Origin of the sequence: Amycolatopsis bullii, assembly GCF_014654205.1 — a bacterium.
Classification (GTDB): Bacteria; Actinomycetota; Actinomycetes; order Mycobacteriales; family Pseudonocardiaceae; genus Amycolatopsis; species Amycolatopsis plumensis.
Window position 1 is genome coordinate 82,885 of record NZ_BNAW01000011.1, and the last position, 24,112, is coordinate 106,996.

Annotated in this window: 22 protein-coding genes; 6 read left to right on the forward strand and 16 right to left on the reverse strand. The window is 72.3% G+C overall.

Annotated elements, in window-relative coordinates; genetic code table 11:
- Positions 1 to 57 precede the first annotated feature (57 nt).
- Positions 58 to 678, forward strand: coding sequence for an ATP-binding protein (locus tag IE317_RS15790; RefSeq protein ID WP_229902723.1), 621 nt, complete (start codon positions 58 to 60; stop codon positions 676 to 678).
- Here IE317_RS15790 and IE317_RS15795 read toward each other — a convergent pair.
- The 14 genes from IE317_RS15795 to IE317_RS15860 all read right to left on the reverse strand — a co-directional run bounded on the left by IE317_RS15795 (position 668) and on the right by IE317_RS15860 (position 14,480).
- Positions 668 to 1,723 carry an HAD-IIIC family phosphatase gene (locus IE317_RS15795; protein ID WP_191310675.1) on the reverse strand — a complete coding sequence of 352 codons (1,056 nt, stop codon included), beginning with the start codon at positions 1,721 to 1,723 and terminating at the stop codon, positions 668 to 670. The genes IE317_RS15790 and IE317_RS15795 overlap by 11 nt on opposite strands.
- Positions 1,713 to 2,486 carry a class I SAM-dependent methyltransferase gene (locus IE317_RS15800; protein ID WP_229902730.1) on the reverse strand — a complete coding sequence of 258 codons (774 nt, stop codon included), beginning with the start codon at positions 2,484 to 2,486 and terminating at the stop codon, positions 1,713 to 1,715. Before IE317_RS15800 ends, IE317_RS15795 begins: the two co-directional genes overlap by 11 nt.
- A 2-nt stretch (positions 2,487 to 2,488) precedes the next feature.
- On the reverse strand, positions 2,489 to 3,493 hold the full coding sequence (locus IE317_RS15805) for a biotin synthase BioB (RefSeq protein WP_191310677.1): 1,005 nt from the start codon (positions 3,491 to 3,493) through the stop codon (positions 2,489 to 2,491).
- Positions 3,486 to 4,772: an MFS transporter gene (locus IE317_RS15810; protein WP_191310679.1), complete on the reverse strand. Its 1,287-nt coding sequence runs from the start codon at positions 4,770 to 4,772 to the stop codon at positions 3,486 to 3,488. Before IE317_RS15810 ends, IE317_RS15805 begins: the two co-directional genes overlap by 8 nt.
- A 56-nt stretch (positions 4,773 to 4,828) precedes the next feature.
- Complete coding sequence (locus IE317_RS15815) at positions 4,829 to 5,545, reverse strand: 2OG-Fe(II) oxygenase (RefSeq protein ID WP_191310681.1); 717 nt, start codon at positions 5,543 to 5,545, stop codon at positions 4,829 to 4,831.
- Positions 5,535 to 5,837: an acyl carrier protein gene (locus IE317_RS15820; RefSeq protein WP_191310683.1), complete on the reverse strand. Its 303-nt coding sequence runs from the start codon at positions 5,835 to 5,837 to the stop codon at positions 5,535 to 5,537. Before IE317_RS15820 ends, IE317_RS15815 begins: the two co-directional genes overlap by 11 nt.
- Complete coding sequence (locus tag IE317_RS15825; protein ID WP_191310685.1) at positions 5,834 to 7,117, reverse strand: class I adenylate-forming enzyme family protein; 1,284 nt, start codon at positions 7,115 to 7,117, stop codon at positions 5,834 to 5,836. Before IE317_RS15825 ends, IE317_RS15820 begins: the two co-directional genes overlap by 4 nt.
- Positions 7,114 to 8,385 (reverse strand): hypothetical protein, encoded by a 1,272-nt coding sequence (locus IE317_RS15830; RefSeq protein ID WP_191310687.1) that lies wholly within the window; start codon positions 8,383 to 8,385, stop codon positions 7,114 to 7,116. The genes IE317_RS15825 and IE317_RS15830 overlap by 4 nt, the downstream gene beginning before the upstream one ends.
- Positions 8,375 to 9,178 carry a hypothetical protein gene (locus IE317_RS15835; protein ID WP_191310689.1) on the reverse strand — a complete coding sequence of 268 codons (804 nt, stop codon included), beginning with the start codon at positions 9,176 to 9,178 and terminating at the stop codon, positions 8,375 to 8,377. Before IE317_RS15835 ends, IE317_RS15830 begins: the two co-directional genes overlap by 11 nt.
- Positions 9,171 to 10,559, reverse strand: coding sequence for a B12-binding domain-containing radical SAM protein (locus IE317_RS15840; RefSeq protein WP_191310691.1), 1,389 nt, complete (start codon positions 10,557 to 10,559; stop codon positions 9,171 to 9,173). The genes IE317_RS15835 and IE317_RS15840 overlap by 8 nt, the downstream gene beginning before the upstream one ends.
- Positions 10,560 to 10,712: 153 nt before the next feature.
- Positions 10,713 to 11,000 (reverse strand): Os1348 family NHLP clan protein, encoded by a 288-nt coding sequence (locus IE317_RS15845; RefSeq protein ID WP_191310693.1) that lies wholly within the window; start codon positions 10,998 to 11,000, stop codon positions 10,713 to 10,715.
- A 64-nt stretch (positions 11,001 to 11,064) separates the two neighbouring features.
- Complete coding sequence (locus IE317_RS15850; protein WP_191310695.1) at positions 11,065 to 12,573, reverse strand: aminopeptidase P family protein; 1,509 nt, start codon at positions 12,571 to 12,573, stop codon at positions 11,065 to 11,067.
- Positions 12,574 to 12,608: 35 nt separating this feature from the next.
- Positions 12,609 to 13,607 (reverse strand): ParB/RepB/Spo0J family partition protein, encoded by a 999-nt coding sequence (locus tag IE317_RS15855; protein ID WP_191310697.1) that lies wholly within the window; start codon positions 13,605 to 13,607, stop codon positions 12,609 to 12,611.
- Between the two features lie 171 nt (positions 13,608 to 13,778).
- On the reverse strand, positions 13,779 to 14,480 hold the full coding sequence (locus IE317_RS15860; RefSeq protein ID WP_191310699.1) for a GNAT family N-acetyltransferase: 702 nt from the start codon (positions 14,478 to 14,480) through the stop codon (positions 13,779 to 13,781).
- 84 nt (positions 14,481 to 14,564) lie between these two features.
- Here IE317_RS15860 and lxmK point away from each other — a divergent pair, with 84 nt between their 5' ends.
- From lxmK to IE317_RS15880, 4 genes are all read left to right on the forward strand, one after another.
- On the forward strand, positions 14,565 to 15,608 hold the full coding sequence (gene lxmK / locus IE317_RS15865; protein WP_191310701.1) for a class V lanthionine synthetase subunit LxmK: 1,044 nt from the start codon (positions 14,565 to 14,567) through the stop codon (positions 15,606 to 15,608).
- A complete protein-coding gene (locus IE317_RS15870) occupies positions 15,605 to 16,522 on the forward strand; it encodes a T3SS effector HopA1 family protein (protein WP_191310703.1) in 918 nt (305 codons plus the stop codon). The genes lxmK and IE317_RS15870 overlap by 4 nt, the downstream gene beginning before the upstream one ends.
- Before the next feature lie 96 nt (positions 16,523 to 16,618).
- Positions 16,619 to 16,774, forward strand: coding sequence for a hypothetical protein (locus IE317_RS15875; protein WP_191310705.1), 156 nt, complete (start codon positions 16,619 to 16,621; stop codon positions 16,772 to 16,774).
- Positions 16,775 to 16,799: 25 nt separating this feature from the next.
- On the forward strand, positions 16,800 to 18,023 hold the full coding sequence (locus tag IE317_RS15880) for an MFS transporter (protein ID WP_191310707.1): 1,224 nt from the start codon (positions 16,800 to 16,802) through the stop codon (positions 18,021 to 18,023).
- Here the strand turns inward: IE317_RS15880 and IE317_RS15885 are convergent.
- Positions 17,997 to 21,263, reverse strand: a complete 3,267-nt coding sequence (locus IE317_RS15885) for an AfsR/SARP family transcriptional regulator (RefSeq protein ID WP_191310709.1) — start codon at positions 21,261 to 21,263, stop codon at positions 17,997 to 17,999. The two genes, IE317_RS15880 and IE317_RS15885, sit on opposite strands and share 27 nt — an antisense overlap.
- A 259-nt stretch (positions 21,264 to 21,522) precedes the next feature.
- Here IE317_RS15885 and IE317_RS15890 point away from each other — a divergent pair, with 259 nt between their 5' ends.
- Positions 21,523 to 23,778, forward strand: a complete 2,256-nt coding sequence (locus tag IE317_RS15890) for a glycoside hydrolase family 3 N-terminal domain-containing protein (protein ID WP_229902724.1) — start codon at positions 21,523 to 21,525, stop codon at positions 23,776 to 23,778.
- Here the strand turns inward: IE317_RS15890 and IE317_RS15895 are convergent.
- A complete protein-coding gene (locus tag IE317_RS15895) occupies positions 23,765 to 24,112 on the reverse strand; it encodes a hypothetical protein (protein ID WP_191310711.1) in 348 nt (115 codons plus the stop codon). The genes IE317_RS15890 and IE317_RS15895 overlap by 14 nt on opposite strands.

Sequence of the window (24,112 nt, forward strand, 5' to 3'; positions counted from 1 at the left end):
GGCGGGGAAGTCGTTTTCGCAAGGCGCGTCGCCGGGGCGGTCTGCGATACTGGCCCGATGGACCAGACCGGGATCCCGGGCCCAGGAACCACTCACGACTGGGCCAGCCAGGTCGACACCGGCCACCTCGACCACATCCGGCGTCACCCCGCCCTGTTCGCTCCCGGCGGCGTCGGGCACTTGGTCCTCGAAGTCCTCGCCTACGCCGACGAAGAGGCCGAGGAGAACGGGGGCGGGCGGTGCTCGGTCACGCTGCACGCCGATGGTTCGGTTTCGGTTGCGGACGACGGCCGGGGCACCGCCACCGTTTTCGACGCTCGAGGCCGCCCGGTCAAGAAACCCGTCATGGTGTCGAAAGACCTGCGGTTCTTCGACGCACCCGACCCGGCACCACTGGCCGACGGGCATCCGCGCCGGGGGATGTCGGTGGTCGCCGCCTTGAGCGAGTGGCTGGTGCACACCAATCGGCGCGACAACGGCTCCTGGTCGCAGCGCTACGAAAACGCGCTGCCCGCCAGCGAACTCGTCCCGATCGCCGGGGACGGGACCACCGGGACGTCCGTCCACTTCCGACCTCTCGAGGCCGTGCGCGCACTCGGCGCCGTGCACGTCGACGATCTGCTGCGCTGGACGTCGTCCTCGGCGCACCTCGCGGTCGACGTGCGCGTCACCCCCTGAGTTCGGGCGCCACCAGCGTCATCGTGGCCGGGAGCGGACGTCGCTGCGGCACCAGGTGGCGGGGTTCGCCACCCAGGCCGTCCAGGCAGGAGCAGCCACTGTCCGTGAAGCCGGCGAAGCGGTACGCGATGTCCAGCACGCGGTTCCGTTCGGTGCGGCGGAAATCCGCCGCCAGGTGCACGCCCGCCTTCGCCGCCGCGTCGATCAGCCAGTTGAGGATCGCCGCCCCCGTGCCGCACGACAGCACGCGGCAGGAGATCGCCAGCAGCTCCAGGTGCCACACCGCGCTGCCGTAGGCCAGCAGCACCACGCCGATCGCGCCGTGCGAGCCGAACCTGTCCCGGAGGGCCACCACCAGGACTTCGCGGTCCGGATCCGCCAGCAGCGCCCGGAGCTCATCGCCGGTGTAGTGCACGCCCGTCGCGTTCATCCGGCTGGTCCGCAGGGTCAGCTCCTCGACCCGCGACACGTCGCTCTCGGCACCGCGCTCGATCTCCAGCACGAGGTCGAGCGAACGCAGGAATGCCTCGTCCGACCCCGCGAACGACGCACGCGCCTCCGTGCGCCGGAAGCCGGCCCGGTACCGCGCCCGGCGCTGCCGGGCGTCCTCGGTGACCACGGCCGGGCTGAACTCCGGCCGGCTCGTCAGCTCCGGCAGCAGGCCGGCGTCGTAGCAGCGCACGTCGGGATGGTGGTAGGCGACTTCGGCGCGCTCGGCGGGCTGGTCGTCGATGAACGCGATCGTCCCGGCCGCGAACCCGAGCTCGTCGGCGATCGCCCGCACCGACGCCGACTTCGGCCCCCAGCCGATCTGCGGCACCACGAAGTACTCGGCGACACCGAGCTCCTCCAGCCTCGCCCAGGCGTGGTCGTGGTCGTTCCGGCTCGCCACCGACTGCAGGATGCCGCGGGAGTCGAGCTCGGTGACCACGGCCCGGACCTCGTCGGTCAGCGCGACGTCGGGGGCTTCGAGCAAAGTGCCTTGCCACAGCGTGTTGTCGAGGTCCCACACCAGGCACTTGACCGGGACCTGCTCAGTCCTCATGGGACGCCTCCGGTCCGGAAGGCCGCCGCAGCAGCGCCGTGAGCAGGAACGGCCGGCCGTAGCAAGGCGCGTCGGCCGGCTGGTCGCGCATCGGCCGGATCTCCACTTCGGTCAGTTCGGAGAAGATCCACCGCAGTTCCTGCGGTGTGTAGGCCAGACCGCCGTAGAGCTTGCCGTCGCGGTACAGGTCCGAGTCCGGCACCGGGGAGCCCGAGCCCGGCGCCCACGCGGCGAACGCGGCGAGCACCAGATGCCCGCCGGCGGCCAGGACCCGGTCGAGCAGCTGGACGTAGCTGATCCGCCGGTGCGGTGGCAGGTGGTGGAAGAACCCGGAGTCCACCACCACGTCGTACGGACCGGTCAGCTCGGCGCGCGTCAGCGCGAACGCGTCACCGCAGTGGAAGCCGATCTCCACCCTGGCCTCGCCCGCGCGGTCACGCGCCCACTCGATGGCGTCGGGCGACATGTCGACGGCGTCCACTCGGAACCCGCGCGAAGCGAGGAAGATCGCGTTGCGGCCGGGACCGCATCCCAGGTCCAGGACGCGGCCCGGGCGGAGCCGGCCGCTGTCCAGGTACCCGGCGAGGTGCTCGTCGGGCTTGTTGACGAAGAACGGGACCGGACGGTCGCGATCCGCGTAGTACCCGTCCCAGAACCCGGCTCCCCCGGCCGGGGTCCACCGGTCCTCCGTGACCGGGAACAGCCGGTCCATCAGGTCCAGGACGTCGTCCACCGTGCGGACGTACCGCGAGACGGGAGGCACCTTCAAGCCCGATCACCGGCTTCGGGCACCGGCTGCCCCAGGAACACCGATCCGCGCGGGGTGAGACCCGTCTGCGTGATCAGCCGAGTCGCGTAGTCGCGCTTCACCACGAAGCGCTCCCGGCCGTAGATCAGGTAGCGGTCCCGCTGCTCTTCCGGCGTGAAGTTGATCGTGATGACGTTCGCCCCGGCCATCAGTCCCCGGTGCTGCCCCTCACCGGCTCGCTTGGACAACGCGCTCACGGCCGGGATGAGCCAGTCCGGTTGCACGAGCCGCGAAGCGGCGATCGCGTTCAGCGTCAGCTCCACGTCACCGCCGGGGTGGCCGGCGAGCGGGGTGTCCGGTGCCGGGACGAACGGCGCCACGCTGCACATGTGGACACCCAGGTCGCGGGCGAAGACGATGTCCCGCGCCACACTGCGGAGGTCCTGTCCCGGCAACCCGATGATCGACCCGGTCCCGACGCGGTAGCCGAGGTCGAGCAGGTCCTGCAGGCAGGTCAACCGCGATTCCAGCGTCTCGTGGCGCATTTCCTCGTTCAGCCGCGGATCGCTGGTCTCGTACTTGAGGATGTAGCTGGTGGCGCCCTGCTCCCGCAGGTACTCGTACTCGTCGCGGCGCTTGTTCCCGAGGTTCAGCAGGATCTCGACGTCGTCGCCGTACATCTCCCGGATGCGCGGAATCGCCTCGCCGACGACACGCGTGGTCTGCGGGACCTCGCCGCCCTGGAAGAACACGACGTCGATGCCGCTCGCCTTGATGGCCGCGGCGACGTCGACCAGATCGTCCGAGCCGAGCCGGAACCCGGTGTTCGCCCGGGTGTTGTCCCGCCGCATCGGGCAGAACTCGCAGTTGACGCGGCACTGGTTGGTGATCTCCGTGACGCCGCGGACCACGACTTCGGCCCCGAAGACCTCCGTGCGCTTCAACCGGGCCCGGGCGAAGAGCTCCTCCTGCTCCGGCCCGCGCAGTGCCAGAAGTTCCGAGACATCCTGCACATCAAGCATCTTCGGGCACCTTTCCCCGTTCACCGTTGACTGCTTTGACACCGAGAGCGGCCCGCCCGGACACCGACCCGGAGATCCGGTGAACGGGCACCGCGGCGATCGCGAAGAGGACGGCGAGCAGGGCCCAGCCCCACCCGCCCCCGCCGGCCGCGATCCAGCCGAAGAGCGCGGGCGCCGCCAGGTAGGCGACGTCGAAGCCCATCCCGAAGATCCCCTGCGCCCGCCCGTACGCACCCTGCGGAACGAGCTCGTACAGCAACCCGGTCGAGCCGACCGAGTAGAGGACATCGCCGCACACGAGGGCGATCGTCAGCGCGACGACGACGGTCAGGGCCGGCACCACGCCGGCCCGGTGCGACGCCAGCGCCGCGAGCGGGAACAGCGCCGCCGCGACCGCGAACAGCACCGCTCCGGCCCGGGCGGCGTGAGCCGCGCGCCGGACCGTCGTGACCGAACGGGCGACCGGCACCTGCAGCACGACGACGCCGATCGTGTTCGTGGCGAGCGCGACCGAGACGATCCACAGCGGCACCTGCATGTGGGTGGAGACCCACAGCGGCAGGGCGATGGTCAGCATCGGCTCGGCCAGCGAGAAAACGCAGTTGAGGACCATCAGCCAGACCACCCGCGGATCCCGCGCGGACTGCGGTTCGCCGGCCTCCTCTTCCGGGGCGCTGTCCCCGGGCGCGGCAGCCCCTGGCCGGGCATGACGCCGGGCACGCAGGACCAGGGCACCGGTCGTCGCCAGGAGCACCGCCTCGATCGAGAAGGAAACCGTGAACGCCGTGCGGGAACCGACGGCGAGCACGATCGCTCCGATGCCGAGCCCCAGGATCATCGCGGTGTTGCTCATCGCCCGCGTCATCGCGCGGAACCGCAGCCTGCGGTCGCGGTCCACCGCGGTGCCGATCAGGGAGCCGAGGACCGCCGCGCTGCCGCGGGCGCACATCACCAGCACCGCGAACAATCCCAGCCCCGCCAACGGGGGCGCGAAGACGAGCCCCGCGGTCACTATCGCCATCACCCCCAAAAGGACGGCGTAGATCACGAACCCGTCGCGCCGATCGGCCAGCGCGCCGATCGCCGGACCGGCAACGAGCCCCAGCACGGCCGCGACGCTCGCGCCCAGCCCGTACACCGCCGGGCTCAGGTGCTGCTGCCGGATCATGAAGACGGCCAAGGCCGAGAACGACAACCCGGTGGCGACGTACAGGCTGGCCAGCGCGCAGGCGAGGCGGGTCTCGAGCGGTCCCCGCACCTCCTCGCGCCAGGTCAGCACCCAAAACCCTCGAAGAAACGAACTCACGCAACACCTTCGATCGGGGAACGAGCCGGTCAGGTCCGCGAACCGGCGGTGTCACCGGCCAGTTCCAGGAGCGCGTTGCGCACCTCGGAACTGCTCTGCCGCGGTTTCTTGGACACGAAACCGGTGAGCGTGCACCGCCGCCCGTCCGCGGTCGGGTCCACCCGGTTGATCTGGTGCACCGTTCCGGCCTTCACCAGCACGAGCCGGTTCGGCAGGGGCACGATGGCCGTCGGGTGGGCCGCCGACCGCCGGACCCGCTTCTCCATCCGGGAAACGAAGTCCCCGTCGCCGTCGCCGTCCTGCGGAGGTTCCTCGTCGAGGATCATCAGCTCGCCGCCCCACGACGTCTTCCAGGTTTCGTGCAGGAAGAGGATGAACTCGCCGGTGCGGCCGCCGCCGGTGTCGTTGTGCCAGCTGAGCCTGCTGCCGGCCGGGTACTGCCAGAAGGTGAACCCGATCCGGTCCCAGTCCTCGCCCACCGCGCCGAAGATCTCCGGCTCCGCGGCGACGCGCCGGCGGATCAGTTCGTAGGCCTTGGGCCGCCCGGTACCCCTGTCGACGTCGGCCGTTCCGTCGAACACCGTCCCCTTCGACCGGTAGGCGAAGCCGTCCGTGTCCGGGTAGATGACGCTGTCGACCTGCGAGACCGTCGAGCGGGCCATGAGCTTGCGGACTTCACCGAGCGTCTCGTCGTCCAGGAAGTCGTCGATGACCAGGAACCGGTCACCCCCTTGCCTAACCAGCATTTGCCTCGTCCTTTCCACGGCTCGGGATGGGGTGTTCCAGCGGGTCTCCGCGGTGTGCGGAGACCGAAGCGAGGGCGTCCGCCCAGCCGGCGATCGTGCGGCGGCGCGCGTCGGTCAGTGCCTCGTCCGGCAGCTCGAGCCCGGTCTCGTTGGCCACCAGCACGGCCAGCTTGATCCAGTCCAGCGAGCCGAGCCCGAGTTCGGCCAGGTCCTGGTGCCGGGCGGCGTCGTCGATCGCCGGGTGTCCGCCACCGGCGTCCGCGGTGACCTTGACGAGCAGGCCGGCGATCACCGCGCCGTACTCGCGTTCCCGGGTGCTTCGCTCGCGCTTGTCGATGATTCCTCCTTGCGTATCAAGCCGATCAGGGCGTCCCGATCGACCTTGCCGACCGCGTTCCGCGGCACCCGGCCGCATTGCGTGATCCTCGGCCGGGGTACACCGGGCCGAAGGCCGGCCAGGTAGGCCCGCACCGAACGCTCGTCGAGCCGTTCCCCCGCTTCGACGACCGCGTGGAAGTCCTGCACCTCGGGGGTTTTCTCGCGGTTCACCACGATCAGGTGCACGTCGGTGACGCCGGACAGTGCGCGCAGGCCCGGCACGACGTCGTCCTCGTCGACGTACCGGCCGTTCACCCGCAGCGCCGGCCGGATGCGGCCGACGTAGTGGCAGCAGCCGTCGATGTCGCGTTCGACGACGTCGCCGGTGTGCCAGACGTCCGCCGGGCCCTGGCCGAGCACGCCTTCGACCGGCACCGCGAACTCCAGCACGAGCTCGCCGCGGCCACCCGGGGCCGGGCTCCGCACGCCGATCCCGGCGATCGGCCGCCCGATGCCCCGGGCGCCGAGGAACGTCCCGCCGGTTTCCGTCGAGCCGTAACCGCGGTCCAGCGGACGGCGGAACCGCGCCAGGAACGCGGTGTCCAGGTCGTCCGGCACGCTTCCGGCACCGACCAGCGCGGCTCGCACGGTCCGGTCACCCGCCGGTTTCACCTGCACCAGCAGCCGGGCGATCGGCGCGGTCAACGCGACCACCGACACCGCGCCGGAGTCCATCAGCGCCGCCACCCTGGGCAGGCCGGTCGGCCGCGTCGTGACGACGTCGCAGCCCGCCAGGAGCGCGCTGATCGTCACGCCGAGCCCGTAGGAGTGGGTGACCGGTACCGGCACCGCCACGCGATCCTCGGGCGTCAGCCCGAGGTAGTCCCGGTAGCCCTCGGCCTCCACCCGCACGCCGGCCACCCCGCGCCGCGCGACCTTCGGCTCCCCGGTGCTCCCCGAGGTCGGCATCAGCAGCGCGGTCCGCTCCAGCCCGGTGCCGCCGGGCGGCAGGTTCCTGCGGCGCGGCGTGACGAACGGGACGGCGTCGAGGGACCAGGCCGCCAAGAGGCCGACGATCAGCTCGGGAGCTTCCGGGTCCGTCAAGGTGACGACGCTGCCCGCCCGGACGCCGGCGTTCCGGAGGTCTTCCCGGGTCGCCTCGACGAGTTCACCGTGGTCTCCGAGCGTCCGCCCGTCGATCCGGGCTTCGCCGGTCATGAGGTCTTCCGCCAGCCGGCGGCGGCCGGAGCTCATCGGGCCTCCCCCGCGTACCGGGCGTGTTCCGGCCGGCCCGGGGCCTCCGGGTCGGCGACGTCCGGCACCGGCAGTTCCTCGACCTGCTCGTCCAGCAGGGCCGGATCGGCGGTGTCGTGGTAGGACCGGACCAGCCGGGCCGGGTCCGGCCGGAAGTCGACGACGTGCCGGGTGCCGTTGACCTCCACGTCGATGCGGCCCGGCTCGAACAGGTCACTGCGGAGGTGCAGGTTCACCTGCCTGGCACCCGAGACACGGACGCTGATCGCACTGGCGGACAGCCGGACCGCACGGACCTCCGCGACGGCGTGCGGCGTCAGCCGGTCGACCCCGGCCCAGTGGGCCCGGCCGTGCCGGGCCTCGAGCGCCCGGTGCGTGATCGCCGACACCGGCAGGCGGCGGCGACATCCGTCCAGAAAGGACACCAGGGCCCGGAAGAGCGGTGCGTCTTCGTGCTCGATCCCGAGCGTGCCCAGACCGTGCCCGCCGCCGGCGACCTCGACGTACTGCAGCGCTTCGTGGTCCAGGCTCCGGAGGTGGCCGACGGATTCCCGGTCGAACCTCGGGGAGATCCGCGTGTCGGCGGCGCCGTGCACCACGAACGCCGGCACCGGCAGGAGGTTGCGCAGCAACGCCCGCTTCCGGTGGTCCGTGCCGAAGGCCTCCCACAGCGACAGCGCGCCGTTGACCGGTACGACCGCGCAGAAGCGGTCCCAGTACCGCATCCCCAGGTTCCAGGCCGCCAGCCCGCCCATCGAGGTGCCGAGCAGGACGCAGCGATCCGGGTGCACGTCGAGGGTGGTCCTGGCCCACCGCAGCGCGGCGAGCGGAAAGCCCGGCCCGGCGAGGTCCCAGGCCGGTGCGTCGAACCGGCTGCCGAACAGCCCGGCGAGATCCAGGCGGTTCGACCGGTCCGGCACCGGCTGGGCGGTCGGGCACAGGATCGCCATGTTCAGCCGGCCGGCGAACGCCTTGAAGCGCGGCAGCAGTTCCGGGCCGCTGCCGCCGACGCCGTGCAGGACGACCAGGGCGCCCGCCTGGCCGCCGTCCAGCCCTGGCGGGGTGTACACGGCCATTTCGGTCGTCCGGCCGTCGGCGTCGGTCAGGACGACTTCGCGGGTCCCGGGTGCCGGCCGCGGAGACCGATCGCGGCCGGCGAGGAGGCGTCGCACCGCCGTGACGTCCATCCGGCCGAAGCGGGCCGCGGCCTCGGCCGGGTCCTCGGCGCACAGGGTCCGTGCCTCGTGGGGCCGCAGCTCAGCCGGCATGGCGCTGCCCGGAGCCGTCGAAGAGCCGCACCCCGAACCGGGTCGGCAGCCGGTTGTACCGGCGGGCGCGGGCCCCGGCCAGCTGCAGCGCACCGACGATGTCGGACGCCACCGCCGGGAACATCACTTCACCGGCTCCGGTCGCCCTGGCCACCGGGCCGACGGCCTCGACCAGGGCGGCAAGCTGGTGGCGATCGGTCCCGAAGCTCGCACTCACCATGAGCCGGCTCCCGTCCAGCATCCAGTGGAACGTCCGCCCGCCCGCCGTGCCGAACAGGTCGACGACCGGTGTCAGGGGACGGCCCGATTCCGGGTGCCGGGGTGCCTCGAGCTCCCCGTGGAACCGCGCCGGAGCGGGGGCCGGTGCGGAGTCGCCGTCCGGCTCCAGGCCGAGCGCGACCCGGTAGATCGACGGCGGCCGGGGGCGGATGCGGACCAGCTCGGCGATCCAGTGCTCGGGCATCCCGAAGTCGAACCACGCCGCGATGCCGGCGAGGCCCGCCTGCCCGGCGGCGTCACGCAGGGCGAACGCCAGCCGTACCGCAGCACCCGAACCCCGCACCGCTTCGCTGACGTAGACGCCTTTCAGGAACAGGAACGGCCCCCAGCGCAGGCTCCGGTGCACCGCGCACAGCTCGCCGCCGGCGTCGGCGAGACCGACCCACCGGCAGTCCGGAGCGCCCAGTTCGCGCTCGAGCTGCGCCGGCGTCAGTCCCATCCCGCCACCCAGCCGGTGGACCTCCGGGCCGTCGGCCGGGCCCAGCACGCGCACCACACCATCGCCGTCAGACACAGCGCGATCCCCGGCCGCTGCGGGTTTCCACCAGGGGCAGGCTGCGCCGCGTGATCGCGACGGCGGCCGGGTCGAAGGCCGCCTGGTCGAGCGGGATCTTGTGCATCGTCCGGCTGGCCGTGCGGCCGCCGATCAGGTTCAGCATCCGGGCCGTGACGAGGAACCGGCTGTCCAGCTCGCTGATGATCCAGGAGAAGATCTCCGGGTCCAGCGGGTAGAACGTGGGGTCGAGGATCTCGTCGGGGCTCAGGCCGACCTGCCGGGCCATCGCGGTCTCGGGCAGGATCCGGTAGCCGACGTTCAAGGTCAGTTCGTCGGACTCCAGGTGCTCGTTGAGGTACCGGGCCGTGTTGCGCACGCTCTCCCGGTTCTCCCCCGGGCCGCCGAGCACGACACTGACCTTGAACTTCATCTTGCGCCGCCGGCACCGCTCGATGAACCGGGTGACGTGCCGGGTGTCGAAGCTCTTGCCCAGCAGGCGCATCACGCGGTCGTCCAGGCTGTCCGGCGACACGATCACCGGGCCGGCGTTGCTGACCGAGACGAGGTCGGCGAACTCGTCGTCGAACGGCTTCGGGGTGAAGTACGCCGACCAGGTCAGCCCGGGCAGGTCCGCGCCGATCACCGTCCGGACGACGTCCTTGGCGAACCGGAGTTCGCTGTTGAAGATGCCGTCGGTGAAGAACACGTCCCGGATTCCGTTTTCGTGGGCCTTCCGAAGCTCCGCCGCGATCGACTCCATCGGCTTCAGATCTCCCGCGTTCTCCCCGCTGACGTAGGCGTACGGGCAGTAGACGCACCCCTGGTAGCAGGTCTTCCGCTTGGTCTCCAGGCCGATGGACCCGTTGCGGGCGGCGTAGGCCCGCATCAACCGGACCGGGTGTTCGAGCGTGTCGCGGACGAACCCCGGGTAGCGGCCGCCCGAGATCGTGCTCCCGGAGCCGGTGTACCGGTGCGGATCCGCGACGATGTCCAGCATGACGCTCTCGCCGGGCCCGACGACGCCGACGTCGAAGCCCAGCCGGCTGGTGAGCTGGGGCGCGAACAGGCTGTAGCCCGGCCCGCCGCCGACCAGCAGGGGGCGGTCGGAGCCGAGCACCTCACGCACTTCCCCCAGGAAGGCCTCGTAGTGCGCCACGTGCCCGTCGCAGGACAGGTCGATGGGGTCGATGTTCCGGATCGTGAAGCCGATGACGTCCCACGGCCCTTTGACCCACGAGAGGTGTTCGCGTGCCGGTGGGTCTTCGACGAAGTCGACCAGCCGGGTCCGGTGACCTTCCCGGTCCAGCGCATCCTGGATGCACCGCAGCCCGATCGGGAAGATCGGGTCGTTCCCGGGCATGGGAAGACTGCCGAGATTGACGAGCAGAACGTTGGCCATGGGATTCCTTCGGCTTCGGCCCGGTCGTGCCGGATTCGCGCGGCATTCCTCGCCGTGTCGGCGAATGCGGGGAAGAGAAAAACACGGCGAGGAACGCCAGGCGACCTACCCGGCCCGCGGATCAATGCTGTCCGCGGCGCCGGAAAACCTCGATCAGGTGTCGCAGGACGGCATCGTGATCGAGTAGAGGAAATTGCCGTCCACGAGGTTGAACAGCGCCTCGCAGGCGGCGTCGAACCGCTGGGGATCCGTCTGCATCATGAAGTCGATCTCTTCCTTGTCGAAGGAGAGACCGGCCTCTTCCAGCGTCTCACGCGGGGAAGTCGCCAGGTTTTTCGCGAACTCCTCGTCGTAGCTGAGCCGCCCGATGAGCGCGTCGATGGTCACGACCGCCCTTCCGGATCCCACGGAGCTGCGCGAAATTTCCAGTGCTTCGGTCACGCTGAAACCTCCTCTGATTTACCGGTGATTGCGTGATTATCTTACTTTCGGCCGGAGCGGACCGTCAATTTCCCCGGCGCCGCGAACGCACCCAATTTTCGACTTCTCCGGCACCGCACGGAAGCGCGGCCGTCAGATTTTCGCTGCCTTCTTCGGTGACCAGGACGTCGTCCTCGATCCGGACACCGATACCGCGGTATTCCGCCGGGACGGTCAAGTCGCCGGGCTGGAAGTACAGCCCGGGTTCGACGGTGAGCACCATTCCCGGTTCGAGCACCCCGTCGACGTAATCCGCGCGCGGGGCACCCGAGCAGTCGTGGACGTCGAGGCCGAGCATGTGCCCGGCGCCGTGCAGCGTGTACCGGCGGCTCAGGCCCCGTTCGAGAACGCGGTCGACCGGTCCGTCGAGCAGGCCCCACGCCACGAGCCGCTCGGCGAGGGTGCGCTCGGCGGCCTCGTGGTAGGCGCGGAACCGGGCGCCCGGTTCGACGGCCGCGATCGCGGCCTCCAGCGCGTCGTGGACCGCGTTGTAGACCTTCCGCTGGATCGCGGTGAACGTGCCCGAGATCGGGAAGGTCCGCGTGACGTCCGCGGTGTAGAAGGTGTCGGTCTCCACACCGGCGTCCAGGAGCAGCAGCTCGCCGGGTCGCAGCGGCCCGTCGTTGCGCACCCAGTGCAGGGAACACGCGTGCGCACCCGCCGCGCAGACGGAGCTGTAGCCGACGTCGTTCCCGTCCGCGCGGGCGCGGCGCCAGAACGTGCCCTCCACCCACCGCTCGCCGACCGCGATCGCCTGGTCCAGCTCGGCCACGACGTCGTCGAAACCACGCATGGTCGACGCGCACGCCCGGCGCACCTGCTCGATCTCCCACGCGTCCTTCACCAGCCGGGCCCCGGCGAGGTGCGCCTTCAGCTCGCGGTCGCGCGCCTCGGCCGCGGTCGGTTCGCCGCCCTCGCGGGCTGCGAGCCGGTCCGGTTCGAGCTCGGCCAGCAGTGCGTCGGGCACGACGTCGTGCCCGCGCAGCATCCGGCTCGGCACTTCCGGGCGGGCCGCCACGGCTTCCCGCAGATCGGCGGCGAGCCGGCCGATGTCCCCGGTCGCGACGCCGAGTTCGCCCGCGGCTTCCGCCAGTGAGCGGCGCCGGCCGCCCTCCAGCTCACCGTGGCCCGGCGCCCAGAACTCCCGGCTGTCCGGGCTCGTGCCCGGCTGCAGGTAGAGCCGCTCGTCGTGGCCACCGGCCGGGGTCGGCTCGAGGACCAGCACCGCGCCTTCGGTCCGGTCGCCGGTGAGGTAGACGTACTCACTCGACGGCCGGAAGCCGAACTTGACGTCGTTCACCCGGGTTTTGGCCGTTCCGGCCGGGATGACCAGCCGCTCGCCGGGGAAGGCCGCGGACAGCGCCTGCCGTCGTTTCGCCGTGCAAGCTGACTGCTCGATCGGCACCGGCGTGCGCTCGGACCGCTCGGCCCAGCCCGAACGCAAAAAGGTCAGCAATTCTTCGGAATAGCGCTGCGGAGCGGCGGTTCGCTGCCGTTCGCCCACGCTGGACTTGCCGTTGTCGATCACGTGCATTCCGTTCCGGTCGACGATGTTTCCCCAGCCACCAGTCAGCCCGACGCGGCGCTTTCGTCGTCCCGTCGTTCGAGCCGCTCCGCGAAACCCCGCCACGCGGATGCGCATTCACGCGCCAGCCGGACGACCCTTTCCCGTTGGTGCAGGGGCACCCGGTGGACCATTTCGTCCCATTGGCCGTTGTCGATCGCGGCACACCCGATCAGCCGCAGCAGCACCCGCCCGGCTTCGCTGAACCGCAGGGAGGGATCGCTGGCGAGCAGCGCGACGAATTCGGCGGCGTTGGCGTCGCGAACACTGTCCTTGCCGGGGCCGGCGACCGGGCGCGGTCCGGCGACCGCCGACGCGGCCGCGACGTCCCGGCTGCGCTGCCGTGGCGTCACCGGTGACTCGCCACGGGCGAGCCTGGCCCGCACGTCCTTCGCCGTCGACGGCGAAATGTGCGCCACCTTGGCGATCGAGCGCAACGACGCCTCCGGGTTGGCGGCCATCAGGTCGGCGGCCCGCCGGCGCGCCTCGGCGCCGTCGACCGGCCGGATCCGGCCGTCGCGGCCCACCCGGACGTTCGACTGCCCGATCCGCTCAGTCGAACACGCGCGGATCGTCGCGACCGTGCCGGCCGCCAGGCCGGTGACCGCCGCGATCCGCCGGTCGGACCACGTCGGGTGCGAGTCGACGATCCGGGCGGCCGCGATCTTGCGGTCGGCGGTCGACAGCGGCAGCCCGTGGGCGTGGTTGAGCTCGACGGCGAGGACGAAGGCATCGGCGTCCGCGCCGGTGAAGAACAGCACGTCGACGGTGTCGTCGCCGCGCAGCGCCGCCGCCCGCAGGCGGTGGATCCCGTCGATGACCGTCATCGTCGGCCGGTGGACGACGATCGGCGGCAGCGGCGTTTCCACCGCGGCGAGCATCCTGGTGTGGTCCACCTGTTCGCCGTGGACGCGCGGGGAATCCGCAGCGACCAGCCGGGCGATCGGCACCTTCACCGGCGACTCGGAAAGCCCGGCTCGTCCGGCGAGCAGGTCCGCCACCATCCATCCCCTCCCCTGTGTCCCGGTGGGGAGCAGGCCAGGACGGCCGCCGCCGGTCGGCGTCGGGACGCTTCCGGGCGGCGGCCGTCCTCCTCCCCCTTCGGACGCCGAAAGCCTCGCGCACGCGGCAGACGTTTCGCAGACGCGGGACGTCTGCGCAGGTCAGCCGTGGTTTCAGGGGATCCGGACGGTCACCGGGCTCTCGAAGACCTCGAACCCGTGCCGCTCGTAGAGGCGGCGAGCCGGGTTGCCGTCGGTGACGACCAGGCCGACCACGCCGAGCCCCGCCGCGGCCGCCCGCGCGAGCGTGCGCCGGAGCAGGATCGTCCCGGCCCGGGGGTACGCCGGGTGCCGGAACAAGTCGGTGATCAGGAGACCACCCCAGGGCACCTCACCCGGGACGTCGTTGAGCAGCAGCCCGGCCACCACCGCTCCGCCGTCGGTGAGGACGGCGGACAGCGGCGACAACGGCCCGTACGCGGTGCCGTCCACCAGGGCCGCGAACCGGTCCCGCAGCACGACGGCGTCTTCGTATTCGTGCCGGTAGTCGGGGTGCCCCGGCGGGTACGCGGCCCGCCACGCCGGGACCAGGTCGTCGACGTGCCGGGCGAACGGCTCGAACACCAGCGGCGGCAGCGGTGCCAGGGTCGCCCAGTCTCCCCGCTGCCGCAGCGCGGACAGGTCACAGGTCATGCGGTGGGTCGAGCGGATCAGCCGTGCCCCGCGCGCCACCAGTTCGTCGGCGAGCGCCCGCGGCCCGGTCGCCGCCCAGCCGGACATTTCGCGCAGGGCCACGTCCGCGGCACCCGCCCCCAGGACTTCCACCCGGTCCGCCCACGGCCGCCCCGCGTTCTCCCGCAGAAAATAGGAAAGCACCGGAACGCCGTGAGCGTCGACGCGCGTCTCCCGCACCTTGACTCCCCTGTCATTGCCCCCGGGCCGAGGTTAACATGGCCCCCGATGGCAGAAATCGATTCAGCCGCAGCACACTGCGCGGAGCGGAAGATTGTCGATTCGCTGCTCACGGAACTGGGTCTCGGCGCACTGACGGCCGCCCCGCGAACGCACGGCGGACGACACCGGAATCGGTCCGGAAGCACCGTTTCCGGCACCGCGGTGTTCGTCAAGCAAATCGAGCCGGGCACGCCGGAGGCGGACCGCAGGTTCCGCAGGCTGATCGCCCTGGAATCGGCGGACTGGATGCCCGTTCCGCGCCCGCGCTGCCTCGGCTGGGACGCGGAATCCGGTTTGCTGGTCTACGAACTCGTCACGCCCGCGCGGGACGGCCGTCAGCTCGCCGACGACGGCGATTTCGACGAAGCGACCGCCGGCCGGCTGGGGCGGCTGGTGGCGGAGTTGCACGATGCGCCTTCCCCGCACTGGCTCGACGTCTCGGCTCCACGGCTTCCGCCGCTGGGTGAACTGGACGCGCTGCCGTTGGCGGTGTACCGCAACGCGTGCGCCGCCGAACTCGAGTTGTGGCGGCTGCTGCAGGGCGACGAAGCACTGGTCGCGGCCCTGAAGCGGCTGTGCGCCGTCCCGGACGCCCTGCGCACACCGGCGCACTGCGATCTGCGGCTCGACCAGTTCGTGCTCGGCGGCGGCGACGTCCGGCTCGTCGACTGGGACGAGCTGAGGCTGGCGGACCCGGCCCGGGACATCGGTGCCTTCGCCGGGGAATGGCTGTACCGCAGCACATGGGACATCGCCGGTGCGGACGCCGATCACGAGGCCGTCGTGGCCAGAGGCGCCGCCCGCTTCGCCGAGGTGCGTCCGCTGGTCCGGTCGTTCTGGCGGGCCTACCGGGAAGTCCGCCGGGAGCCGGACGACGGGCTCGGCCGTCGAGCCGCGGCCTTCGCCGGCTGGCACCAGTTCGACCGCGTGCTCGCGGCGGCCGAGGGGCAGTCCCGGCTGCGGCCGGTCGAGCGTGCCGCCCTCGGCATCGGCCGGGCCCTGGTGCTCGACCCCGGCCGGTTCGCCGACACCGTGGGCCTGACGGCATGACCGCGCTTTTCCCCGCGGACGGCGGATCGATCTCGGCCGTGCTCGGCACCCTGCGTGACGTCGAAGTCGACGTCCGGGCGAACCGGGCCGTCGTCGCCGGGCAGGTCGTGCAGGCGGCCGGGCCGGCCGAACTGCGCACGAAGCTCGCGGCGGCGCTGTACGACACGTTCCACGCCGGGGCGGCCGCCGACACCCCGGAGCCGCCCGGTTTCGGTGACCGGCTGGCCGCCGCGGTGCCGCACCGGCTCACCCACGCCCGCGGCCGCGTGTGCGCGCTCGCGCCCCCGGACGAGCTCGTCGTCGAGCTCGACGGCATCCGGGTCCGCGTGCCCGCTTCCGCGGCCGGCGCCCCGGTGGCCGGCGCGGTCACCACGGTCGGGATCGACTGCGCCCGCCCGCACCTCGCCCCGGGGTTCTTTCTCGTCGACGGCTCGCCGGGGCACGGGGTCGAGCCCGGTGACCACGTCCTCCGGCTCTACCTGCACCTCGTCGAGCCGGAAACGGCGACCGCCGCGTGGCGCTCGGCCCTGGTCCTGCTCGAAGAGCGGGGGATCCCCTACCGCGCGAAGATCAGCCGGCACCTCCCCCGCCGGGACGCCCTGGTCGTCTACCTCGGCCGGCGCGCGTGGCCGGCCGCGCCCGGGATCGTGCGGGCACTGTCCGGCCTGCCGGGGCTCGGCGGGGCGGTCTCGGCCTACGCACACCGGATCGCGGACGGCGTGGCCGTGGCCTGGGACCCCGCCGACCCGAGGCCGGGACACCGCGGGCTCAGTTTCGGGGAACACCGGTCGCGGGTCATCGCCGACGCCCTGCTCGCCCCGGGCGGCCGCGAAGCCGCGCTGGCGCGTTCCCTGGCCGAGGGCACCATCGACGTGACCGGCGTCTTCCGGAATGCGAACTCGCCGCAACTGTGAAGCAGATCACGTCCGTTGGCCGGTTGTCCGCACCCGCGGACCCGTGCAGGGTGAAGATCACCAACCAGCACCTCGAACCTTCGAAAGGTAACGTCCATGCACTCCGAAGAGCTGTTCGCGGCGTACGCCGAATTCACCACGCCGGCCGACCTCTCGGCCCCGTCCGCCGACGCCGGCACGGGGGCGCGCAACACCGCGACGCCGGGCTTCCTCTCCTACGCCGAACCTCGGCCGGTGTCGGAGCGCGAGTAGACCCCCACCCCGGGCGGGAGCCACGGTGACCACATTCCGCGAAGTCTTCGCCAACTCGGAGTTCCGGGCCATCTTCTGCGGGTTCGGCCTGTCGACCGCCGGCGACTTCCTGGCCAGGGGCGCGGTGACCATCGGCGTCTACGCGTCGAGCCAGTCGACCGGGCTCATGGCGGTCACCTACGCCCTGACGTTCCTCCCCGACCTGGTCGGGGGTGCGCTGCTGTCCGGCTTCGCCGACCGGTTCAGCCGCCGGACCGTCATGGTCACCGCCGACCTGCTGCGGGCCGTGCTGGTGGCCGTGATGGCCACGTCCGGCCTGCCGCTCGCGGTGGTGTGGCTCCTGCTCCTCGCGGTGCGCCTGCTGGATTCGCCGTTCCGCAGCGCGCAGACGGCCACGCTGGCCCTGGTGCTCACCGGCGACCGGTACGTGGTCGGCACCTCGGCCAACACGATGCTGGCCAACCTGGCCGTCGGCGTCGGTTTCACCGGTGCGGGTGCGGTCGTCCAGCAACTCGGCATGAGCACCGCGCTCTACGTCAACGCGGCGACCTTCGTGGGTTCCGCGCTGCTGATCCGCACCGGCGTCCGGGCCCGCCCGGCGCCCGGATCGGGTAGCCCGCAGGCCGGCCGCTGGTGGGGCTCGCTGGCCGCGGGGACCCGGCTGGTCCGCGCCGACCGGCGGCTGCGCACGCTGATGTCCTTCGCCGTCATCCCCGGCATCTGCATGGTCGCGACCGCGCTCGTCGCGCCCTACGCGATCGAGTCGGGCAGCACCGAAGCCGCCGCGGGCGCCCTGATGGGCATCGGCTCGGCGGGCATGGTCATCGGGGTGTGGGCGCTGGCGCGGTGGGTGCGCCCGGAAACCCGGATGCGCTTGCTCGGCGTGCTCGCGGCGACGTCGGCCGCACCGTTCATCGTCTGCGCCTGGCACCCCGGCTTCCTCGCCGACGCGATCATCTGGTTCGTCAACGGCGCCGCCACGTGCTTCTGGGTGCCCGTCACGACCGGCGTGGTCCAGTCCACCCCGGAAGCCATGCGCGGCCAGATGACCGGGCTGGTGTTCGCGCTGCTGCGCCTGGTCCAGGGGATCGCGATCCTGGTCTACGGCCTGCTCGCCGAGGTGTTCCCGCCTTCGGCGGTGATCGCCGCGGCCGGCGTGCTCGGCCTGGTGACCTCCGCGGTGATCGGGTTCGCCTGGAGGCGGGCCGGCACCGGGCCGCGGTCAGCCACCGCCGACGTCGGCCAGTGACCGGCGCAGTGCGGACGTGTCCGGCAGACCGGTTCCGTTGAGGCATTCGACGGCGAGCCGGCCGTACTCGGCGGCGCCGGCCGGGTCGCCGGCGACCTGCCGGGCCGACGCGAGGACGCGCAGCGCGCGGGCCTGGTCGAGCTGAGCGCCGAACTGCCGGGCATCGGCCAGGGACGACCCGGCCAGCCGCTCCGCCGCCGGGAGGTCGCCGTCGTCGAGCTCCGCCTGCGCCAGCACCGCTTTCGCCCGCATGCCCAGGATCTGCAAGCCGGTCTCTTCGCACAGGGACACGGCTCTCCGGGCGAGCGAAACGGCGAGCCGGACGTCGCCGGTCGCGCGGCTGACCTCCGCCTGTCCGGCGAGGGCGGAGATTTCCCCGTTGCGGTAGCCGATCTGACGGCACAGGCCCAGCGCCGAACGGTACAGCTGACCGGCTTCCTCCAGGTCGCCGCTGAGCGCGCACACGGCACCGAGGGCGGCCAGCGCTTCCGCTTCGTCCTCCCTGGCGGCGTTGCCGCGGGCGATCTCCAGCGCCCGCCGGGCGTTGCGGCGCGCGGCCACCAGGTCCCCGATCTCCCGGTTGGCCCGGGAAAGGTGGCCGAGCACGTCGGCCTCGAAGTGCCCGACCGAACCACGGCGGAGCAGTTCCAGCGACCGGGTGAACTGCTCGACGGCCTCGCCGCAGCGGCCGCGCAGCAGCAGGATCTCGCCGAGGATGCCCCGGGCGTTGCCTTCTGTGGCCCGCTCGCCCAGGAGGTCGCGGAAGGAGATCACCCGCCGCGCGGCCGCTTCGGCCTCGTCGAGGTCTCCGCGCAGCAGCTCGGCGTAGCTCAGCCCGAGCCAGCCGAACCGTTGCAGGGGCAGGTTCGCCGAGTTCGTGGCCAGGGCCAGGCCTTCCCGGATCCGGGCCGCGCCGTCGTCGACCTTCCCGACATCGCGGTCCAGGTTGCCCAGCGCGATGAGGGCGCGAGCCTGTCCCTCGAAGTGGCCGGCCTCGCGGTGGGCCGCGAGCTCCTCGGTGAAGTGGCGTGACGCGGCCTGGGTGTCTCCGTGGCGGAAGCTGAGCGAGCCCATGCAGGAGTGGATGGCCGCGGCCGCGGCGACGTCGCCGCACGCCACCGCGGCGGCCAGCGCCGCGGCGAACGCGCGCATGCCCTCTTCCCGGTAGCGGCCGCTCGTCACCAGGTACGGCCGCACGGCTTCGGACAGGTACCAGGCGAACCGGCTGTGGTCACCCTCCGCCGCGCGGGTCACGGCGGCCAGCACGTTGAGGCACTCGGCGTCCATCCACGCGATCGCCTCGCCGGGACCGTCGAAGACCCCCGGCTCCGCCCTGGCGAGCTCCTCCGGCCGGGGAAGCCAGAGGTAGGTCGGGTACAGCAGCTCCGCCGCCGATTCGGTGTGCCGCAGGTAGAACGTGAGCAGCCGGCTCATCGCCGCGTCCCGCGCCGCCGGCTGGTCGTCCTCGGCGCACCGCTCCACGGCGAACACGCGCAGCAGGTCGTGCAGCCGGTACCGCGCTCCCCGGTGGCGCATGACCAGGTTCGCCGCCGTCAGCTGCTCGAGCCGGGCGGCGCCGTCCGGCAGCCCGGTCAGCGCTTCGACGGCCTCGGGCGGGCAGTCGGGCCCGGGCACGAGTCCCAGTAGCCGGAACACCCGCGCGGTGACCGGGTCCAGCGTCGTGTAGGACAACCGGAACGCCGTGCGGACGGTGGCTTCCTCGTCGCCTTCGATCTCCAGCGAGGTCAGGCGGTTCCCGCGCCGCAACTCGTCGACGTACTCGGCCAGCGAGCAGCCGGGCCTGCTGACCACGTTCGCGGCCGCGATCCGCAGGGCGAGGGGCAGGAACCCGCACAGGTCGGCCAGCTCGCGCGCGGCGGCCGGCTCCGCGCGGACCCGGTCGGCCCCCATCATGCTGGTCAACAGGGTCAGCGACGGCTCGCCGGCGAGCATGCCGACCTGGAACAGCGCCGCGCTCTGCAGGGCCACCAGCCCGCGCAGGTCGTTGCGGCTGGTCACGATCACCCCGCACCCCGGCGCGTTCGGCAGCAACGGACGCACCTGGCCCGGACCGGCGGCGTTGTCCAGCACGAACAGCACTTTCCGGCCGCGGAGCAGGGTGCGGAAGAGCGCCACGAGTTCTTCCTGGCCGGACGGCAGCCGCCGGGTCGCCGCGCCCAGCGCGATGGCGAAGCGGGCCAGCACCTCGGTCGGGGTCAGCGCCGGCGCCGCCGCGTGGCCGCGCAGGTCGACGTGGAGCTGTCCGTCGGGGAACCGGCCACGCAGGTCGTGGGCCACCTTGACCGCGAGCGCCGTCTTGCCCGCGCCCGGCAGGCCGGTGATCACCACGACCGGAGCGGTCGACGCCGACGCCAGCACGCCTTCGATCCGCTCCAGCAGATCGTCGCGCCCGACGAAGTCGGGGACGTCGGCCGGCAGTTCGTGGGGCACCAGCTCGGTGGCGGTTTCTGTGCCGCCGCCCGGCACCGCCGGCGCCTCGGCGGCCGGCTCCCGCATCAGGATCTGCTCGTACACCCGCTGCAGCTCGGCACCGGGATCGACGCCGAGTTCGCCGGCGAGCGCCGCCTTGATCCGGTTGTACACCGAGAAGGCTTCGGCCTGCTGGCCGGACCGGTACAACGCGAGCATCAGCTGACCGTGCAGCCGCTCCCGCAGCGGCGCGGCGCCGGCGGCGGCCTGGAGCTCGGTGACGAGTTCGCGGTGCCGCCCGAGCTGCAGCCCGGCGTCGAACAAGGCTTCCTGCGCGGCCAGTTTTTCGTGTTCCAGCCGGGGCGCGTGGATTGTCCGCAGCAGATCCGACGGCGTGTCGGCGAGGGCGTCCCCACGCCACTGCGAAAGCGCTTCGCGCAGAATTTCCAGCCGCCGCGCGGGTTCCCCGGTCTGCCGGGCCCGCTCGACCAGCTCCCGGAATCGGTCCACGTCCAATTCGCCCGGTTCGACCCGGATGCGGTACCCCCCGGTCAGCGTGCTGATCCGGTCGGCCTCGCCGATCACCCGGCGCAGCCGCTGCACGTAGGTCTGCAGGGTGGCGCGGGCGCCCCGCGGCGGGTCCTGGTCCCAGAGCTGGTCGACCAGGTCGTCGGCGCTGACCAGGCTGTTGGCGGACAGGAGCAGCATGGCCAGCAGGACGCGCTGCTTCGTCGCGTTGACCGGGACGACAGCCCCGTCGACGACCAGCTCGAGCGGGCCCAGCACACGAAAATGCAGAATTTTTCGCACCGCGCCCCCTCCCTGGCGCCGACAGCTGCGAATGAAGATCATAGCAGTCCGCCGGACCGGGACGGCCGATCGGGAACCATTCCGGAATGGTTCGCGCGCCGATTCGGCGGCGCCACGCCGTCCATTGTGGCCCGTGCGGCGAACGTCGTCCGGAACGACGGAGACCTGTGTTCTCCCCGCGGCGGGGCTAGGCTGTGCAGGCCTGACCGACCAGAGGAGTTCGCCGCCGGTTTCTTCGCCTCGCGAAAGGGTCCCCGCCATGTCGCAGCAGGAACGTCCCGGATCTTCGGCCACCGGCGGGGTGAACCGGCGGCTGGTGCTCGCCGGCCTGGCCGGCGGGGTCGCCTCCGCCGGGTTGACCGGCCCGTCCGCCGCCGCGGCCGCGCCCGCCGGACGGCCCGAACGCGATCGGCGGGTCGAGGCGCTGCTCGGCAAGATGACCCTCGCCGAGAAGATCGGGCAGCTCCAGCTCGTCGGCGACGAAACCACCGCCCGCGCCGCGCTGGCGGCCGGACGGCTCGGCGGCGTCTTCTCCGTGGTCGGCGCCGCGAAACTCAATGCGCTGCAACGCATCGCCGTCGAGCGGACCCGGCTCGGGATCCCGCTCGTCTTCGGCCTCGACGTCATCCACGGGTACACCACCAACTTCCCGATCCCGCTCGCCCAGGGCGCGAGCTTCGACCCCGCCGTCGCGGGCACCGACGCCGCCGTCTCGGCCGGGGAAGCCCGCCGCAGCGGCATCCACTGGACCTACGCCCCGATGATGGACGTCACCCACGAACCGCGGTGGGGCCGGATCGCCGAAGGCTACGGCGAGGACCCCTACCTCGCGGCGCGGTTCGCCGTCGCCAAGGTGCGCGGCTACCAGGGGGACGACTACTCCGCGCCGGACCGGGTGGCCGCCTGCGCCAAGCACTTCGTCGCCTACGGCGGTGCCGAAGGCGGGCGTGACTACAACACCGTGGACGTCTCGCTGCAGCGGTTGCACAACCTCTATCTGCCGCCGTTCAAGGCCAGCGTCGAAGCGGGCGTCGCGACCGTCATGGCGAGCTTCAACACCATCAGCGGTGTACCGGCGCACGGCAACGGCTACGTCCTGCACGACGTCCTCAAGGGCGCCTACGGCTTCCGCGGGTTCGTCGTCAGCGACTACACCGGCATCGAGGAACTGATCCTGCACGGCCTGGCCGGCGACGGCGCGGACGCGGCGGCGGCCGCGCTCCCGGCCGGTGTCGACATGGAGATGGTGAGCACGAATTACGCCCGCTTCGCCGAGCGGCTGCTGGCCGAACGCCGGATCACCCGGGACCAGATCGACGACGCCGTCCGCCGGATCCTGCTCGTCAAGTTCCGGCTCGGCCTGTTCGAGCGCCCGTACGTCGACGAAGCGACCGAGGTGAAAGCGCCTTCGCCGGCCGCGCTGGCCGCGTCGCGGCAGGTGGCCGCGCGGTGCATGGTCCTGCTCAAGAACGACGGGCCGGTGCTGCCGCTGGCGAAGACGGTCGGCTCGGTCGCCGTCGTCGGGCCGCTCGGCGCGGCGACTTACGACCTCAACGGCACCTGGGCGGGCCTGGGCACCGGCGCCGGGACGACGCCGCCGGTGACCGTGGTCGACGGGATCAAGGCCGCGGTACCGGGCGCCGCCGTCAGCTACACCCCCGGCTGCACAGCAGACGGGACCGACACCGGCGGATTCGCCGCCGCCCAGCAGGCGGCGCGCGCCGCCGACGTGACGGTCGTGGTGGTCGGCGAAACGGCCGCGATGAGCGGCGAAGCGGCGGCGCGCAGCACCATCGACCTCCCCGGCGTGCAGCAGCAGCTGGTCGCCGCGATCAAGGAGACCGGGAAACCCTTCGTGGTCGTGCTCGTCAACGGCCGTCCGCTCACCATCCCGTACCTGCACGAGAACGCGCCCGCCATCCTCGAGGCGTGGGCGCCGGGCGTGCAGGGCGGCCACGCGATCGCGGACGTCCTGTTCGGCGTGGTGAACCCGGGCGGCAAGCTGCCGGTGAGCTTCCCGCGCGCGGTGGGCCAGATCCCGGTGTACTACAACCACGAGAACACCGGGCGCCCCGCCGACCCGGCCAGCAAGTACACGTCCAAGTACCTGGACCTGCCGAGCGGGCCGCTCTACGAGTTCGGCCACGGCCTGTCCTACACCACGTTCCGCGTCGACGGCCTGCGGCTGTCGGGGACGAGCCTGCCAGCCCGCGGCGGCCGCATCGAGGTGAGCGCCACCGTCACCAACACCGGAGGCCGGGACGGCGACGAAGTCGTCCAGCTCTACCTGCGCGACCCGGTCGCCACCATCGTCCAGCCGGTGCGGCGGCTGCGCGGCTTCCGCAGGGTGACCCTGGCCGCGGGCGCGTCGACGACGGTGTCGTTCACCCTCACCCCGGACGACGTCGGGTTCTACGACAACACGGCCCGGTTCCGCGTGGAGCCGGGGAAGATCGAGGTCTACGTCGGCACCAGCTCGGCGGCCACGCTCTCGGCGAGCTTCATGGTGGTCTAAACCACCGGGGACCGCCGGGGACCGCTCGACGGTGTCCCGGCGGCAGCGTCCGCCGGTCGAGCACGCCACCCGGCGTCCGCGTGTATTCGGCGTTGCGCACCGGCTCCGGGCTCACCGCGTTGACCGGTCCATTAAGGACGGACCTGGTCAGTGCGTGCAGGTGGGCGTCGGCGAGGTCGTCGATGCCGATCCACGGCATCCACTGCCGTCCCGTGCCGAGCGGGCCGCCCAGCCCGGCGGCGAACAGCGGGTACTGCAGCCGCTCCGGCGCGGCCCCGGACCACGCGGAGCCCCGCCGCCGACGCCGGTTCGGTCGCCGCTTCCCACTCCGCAA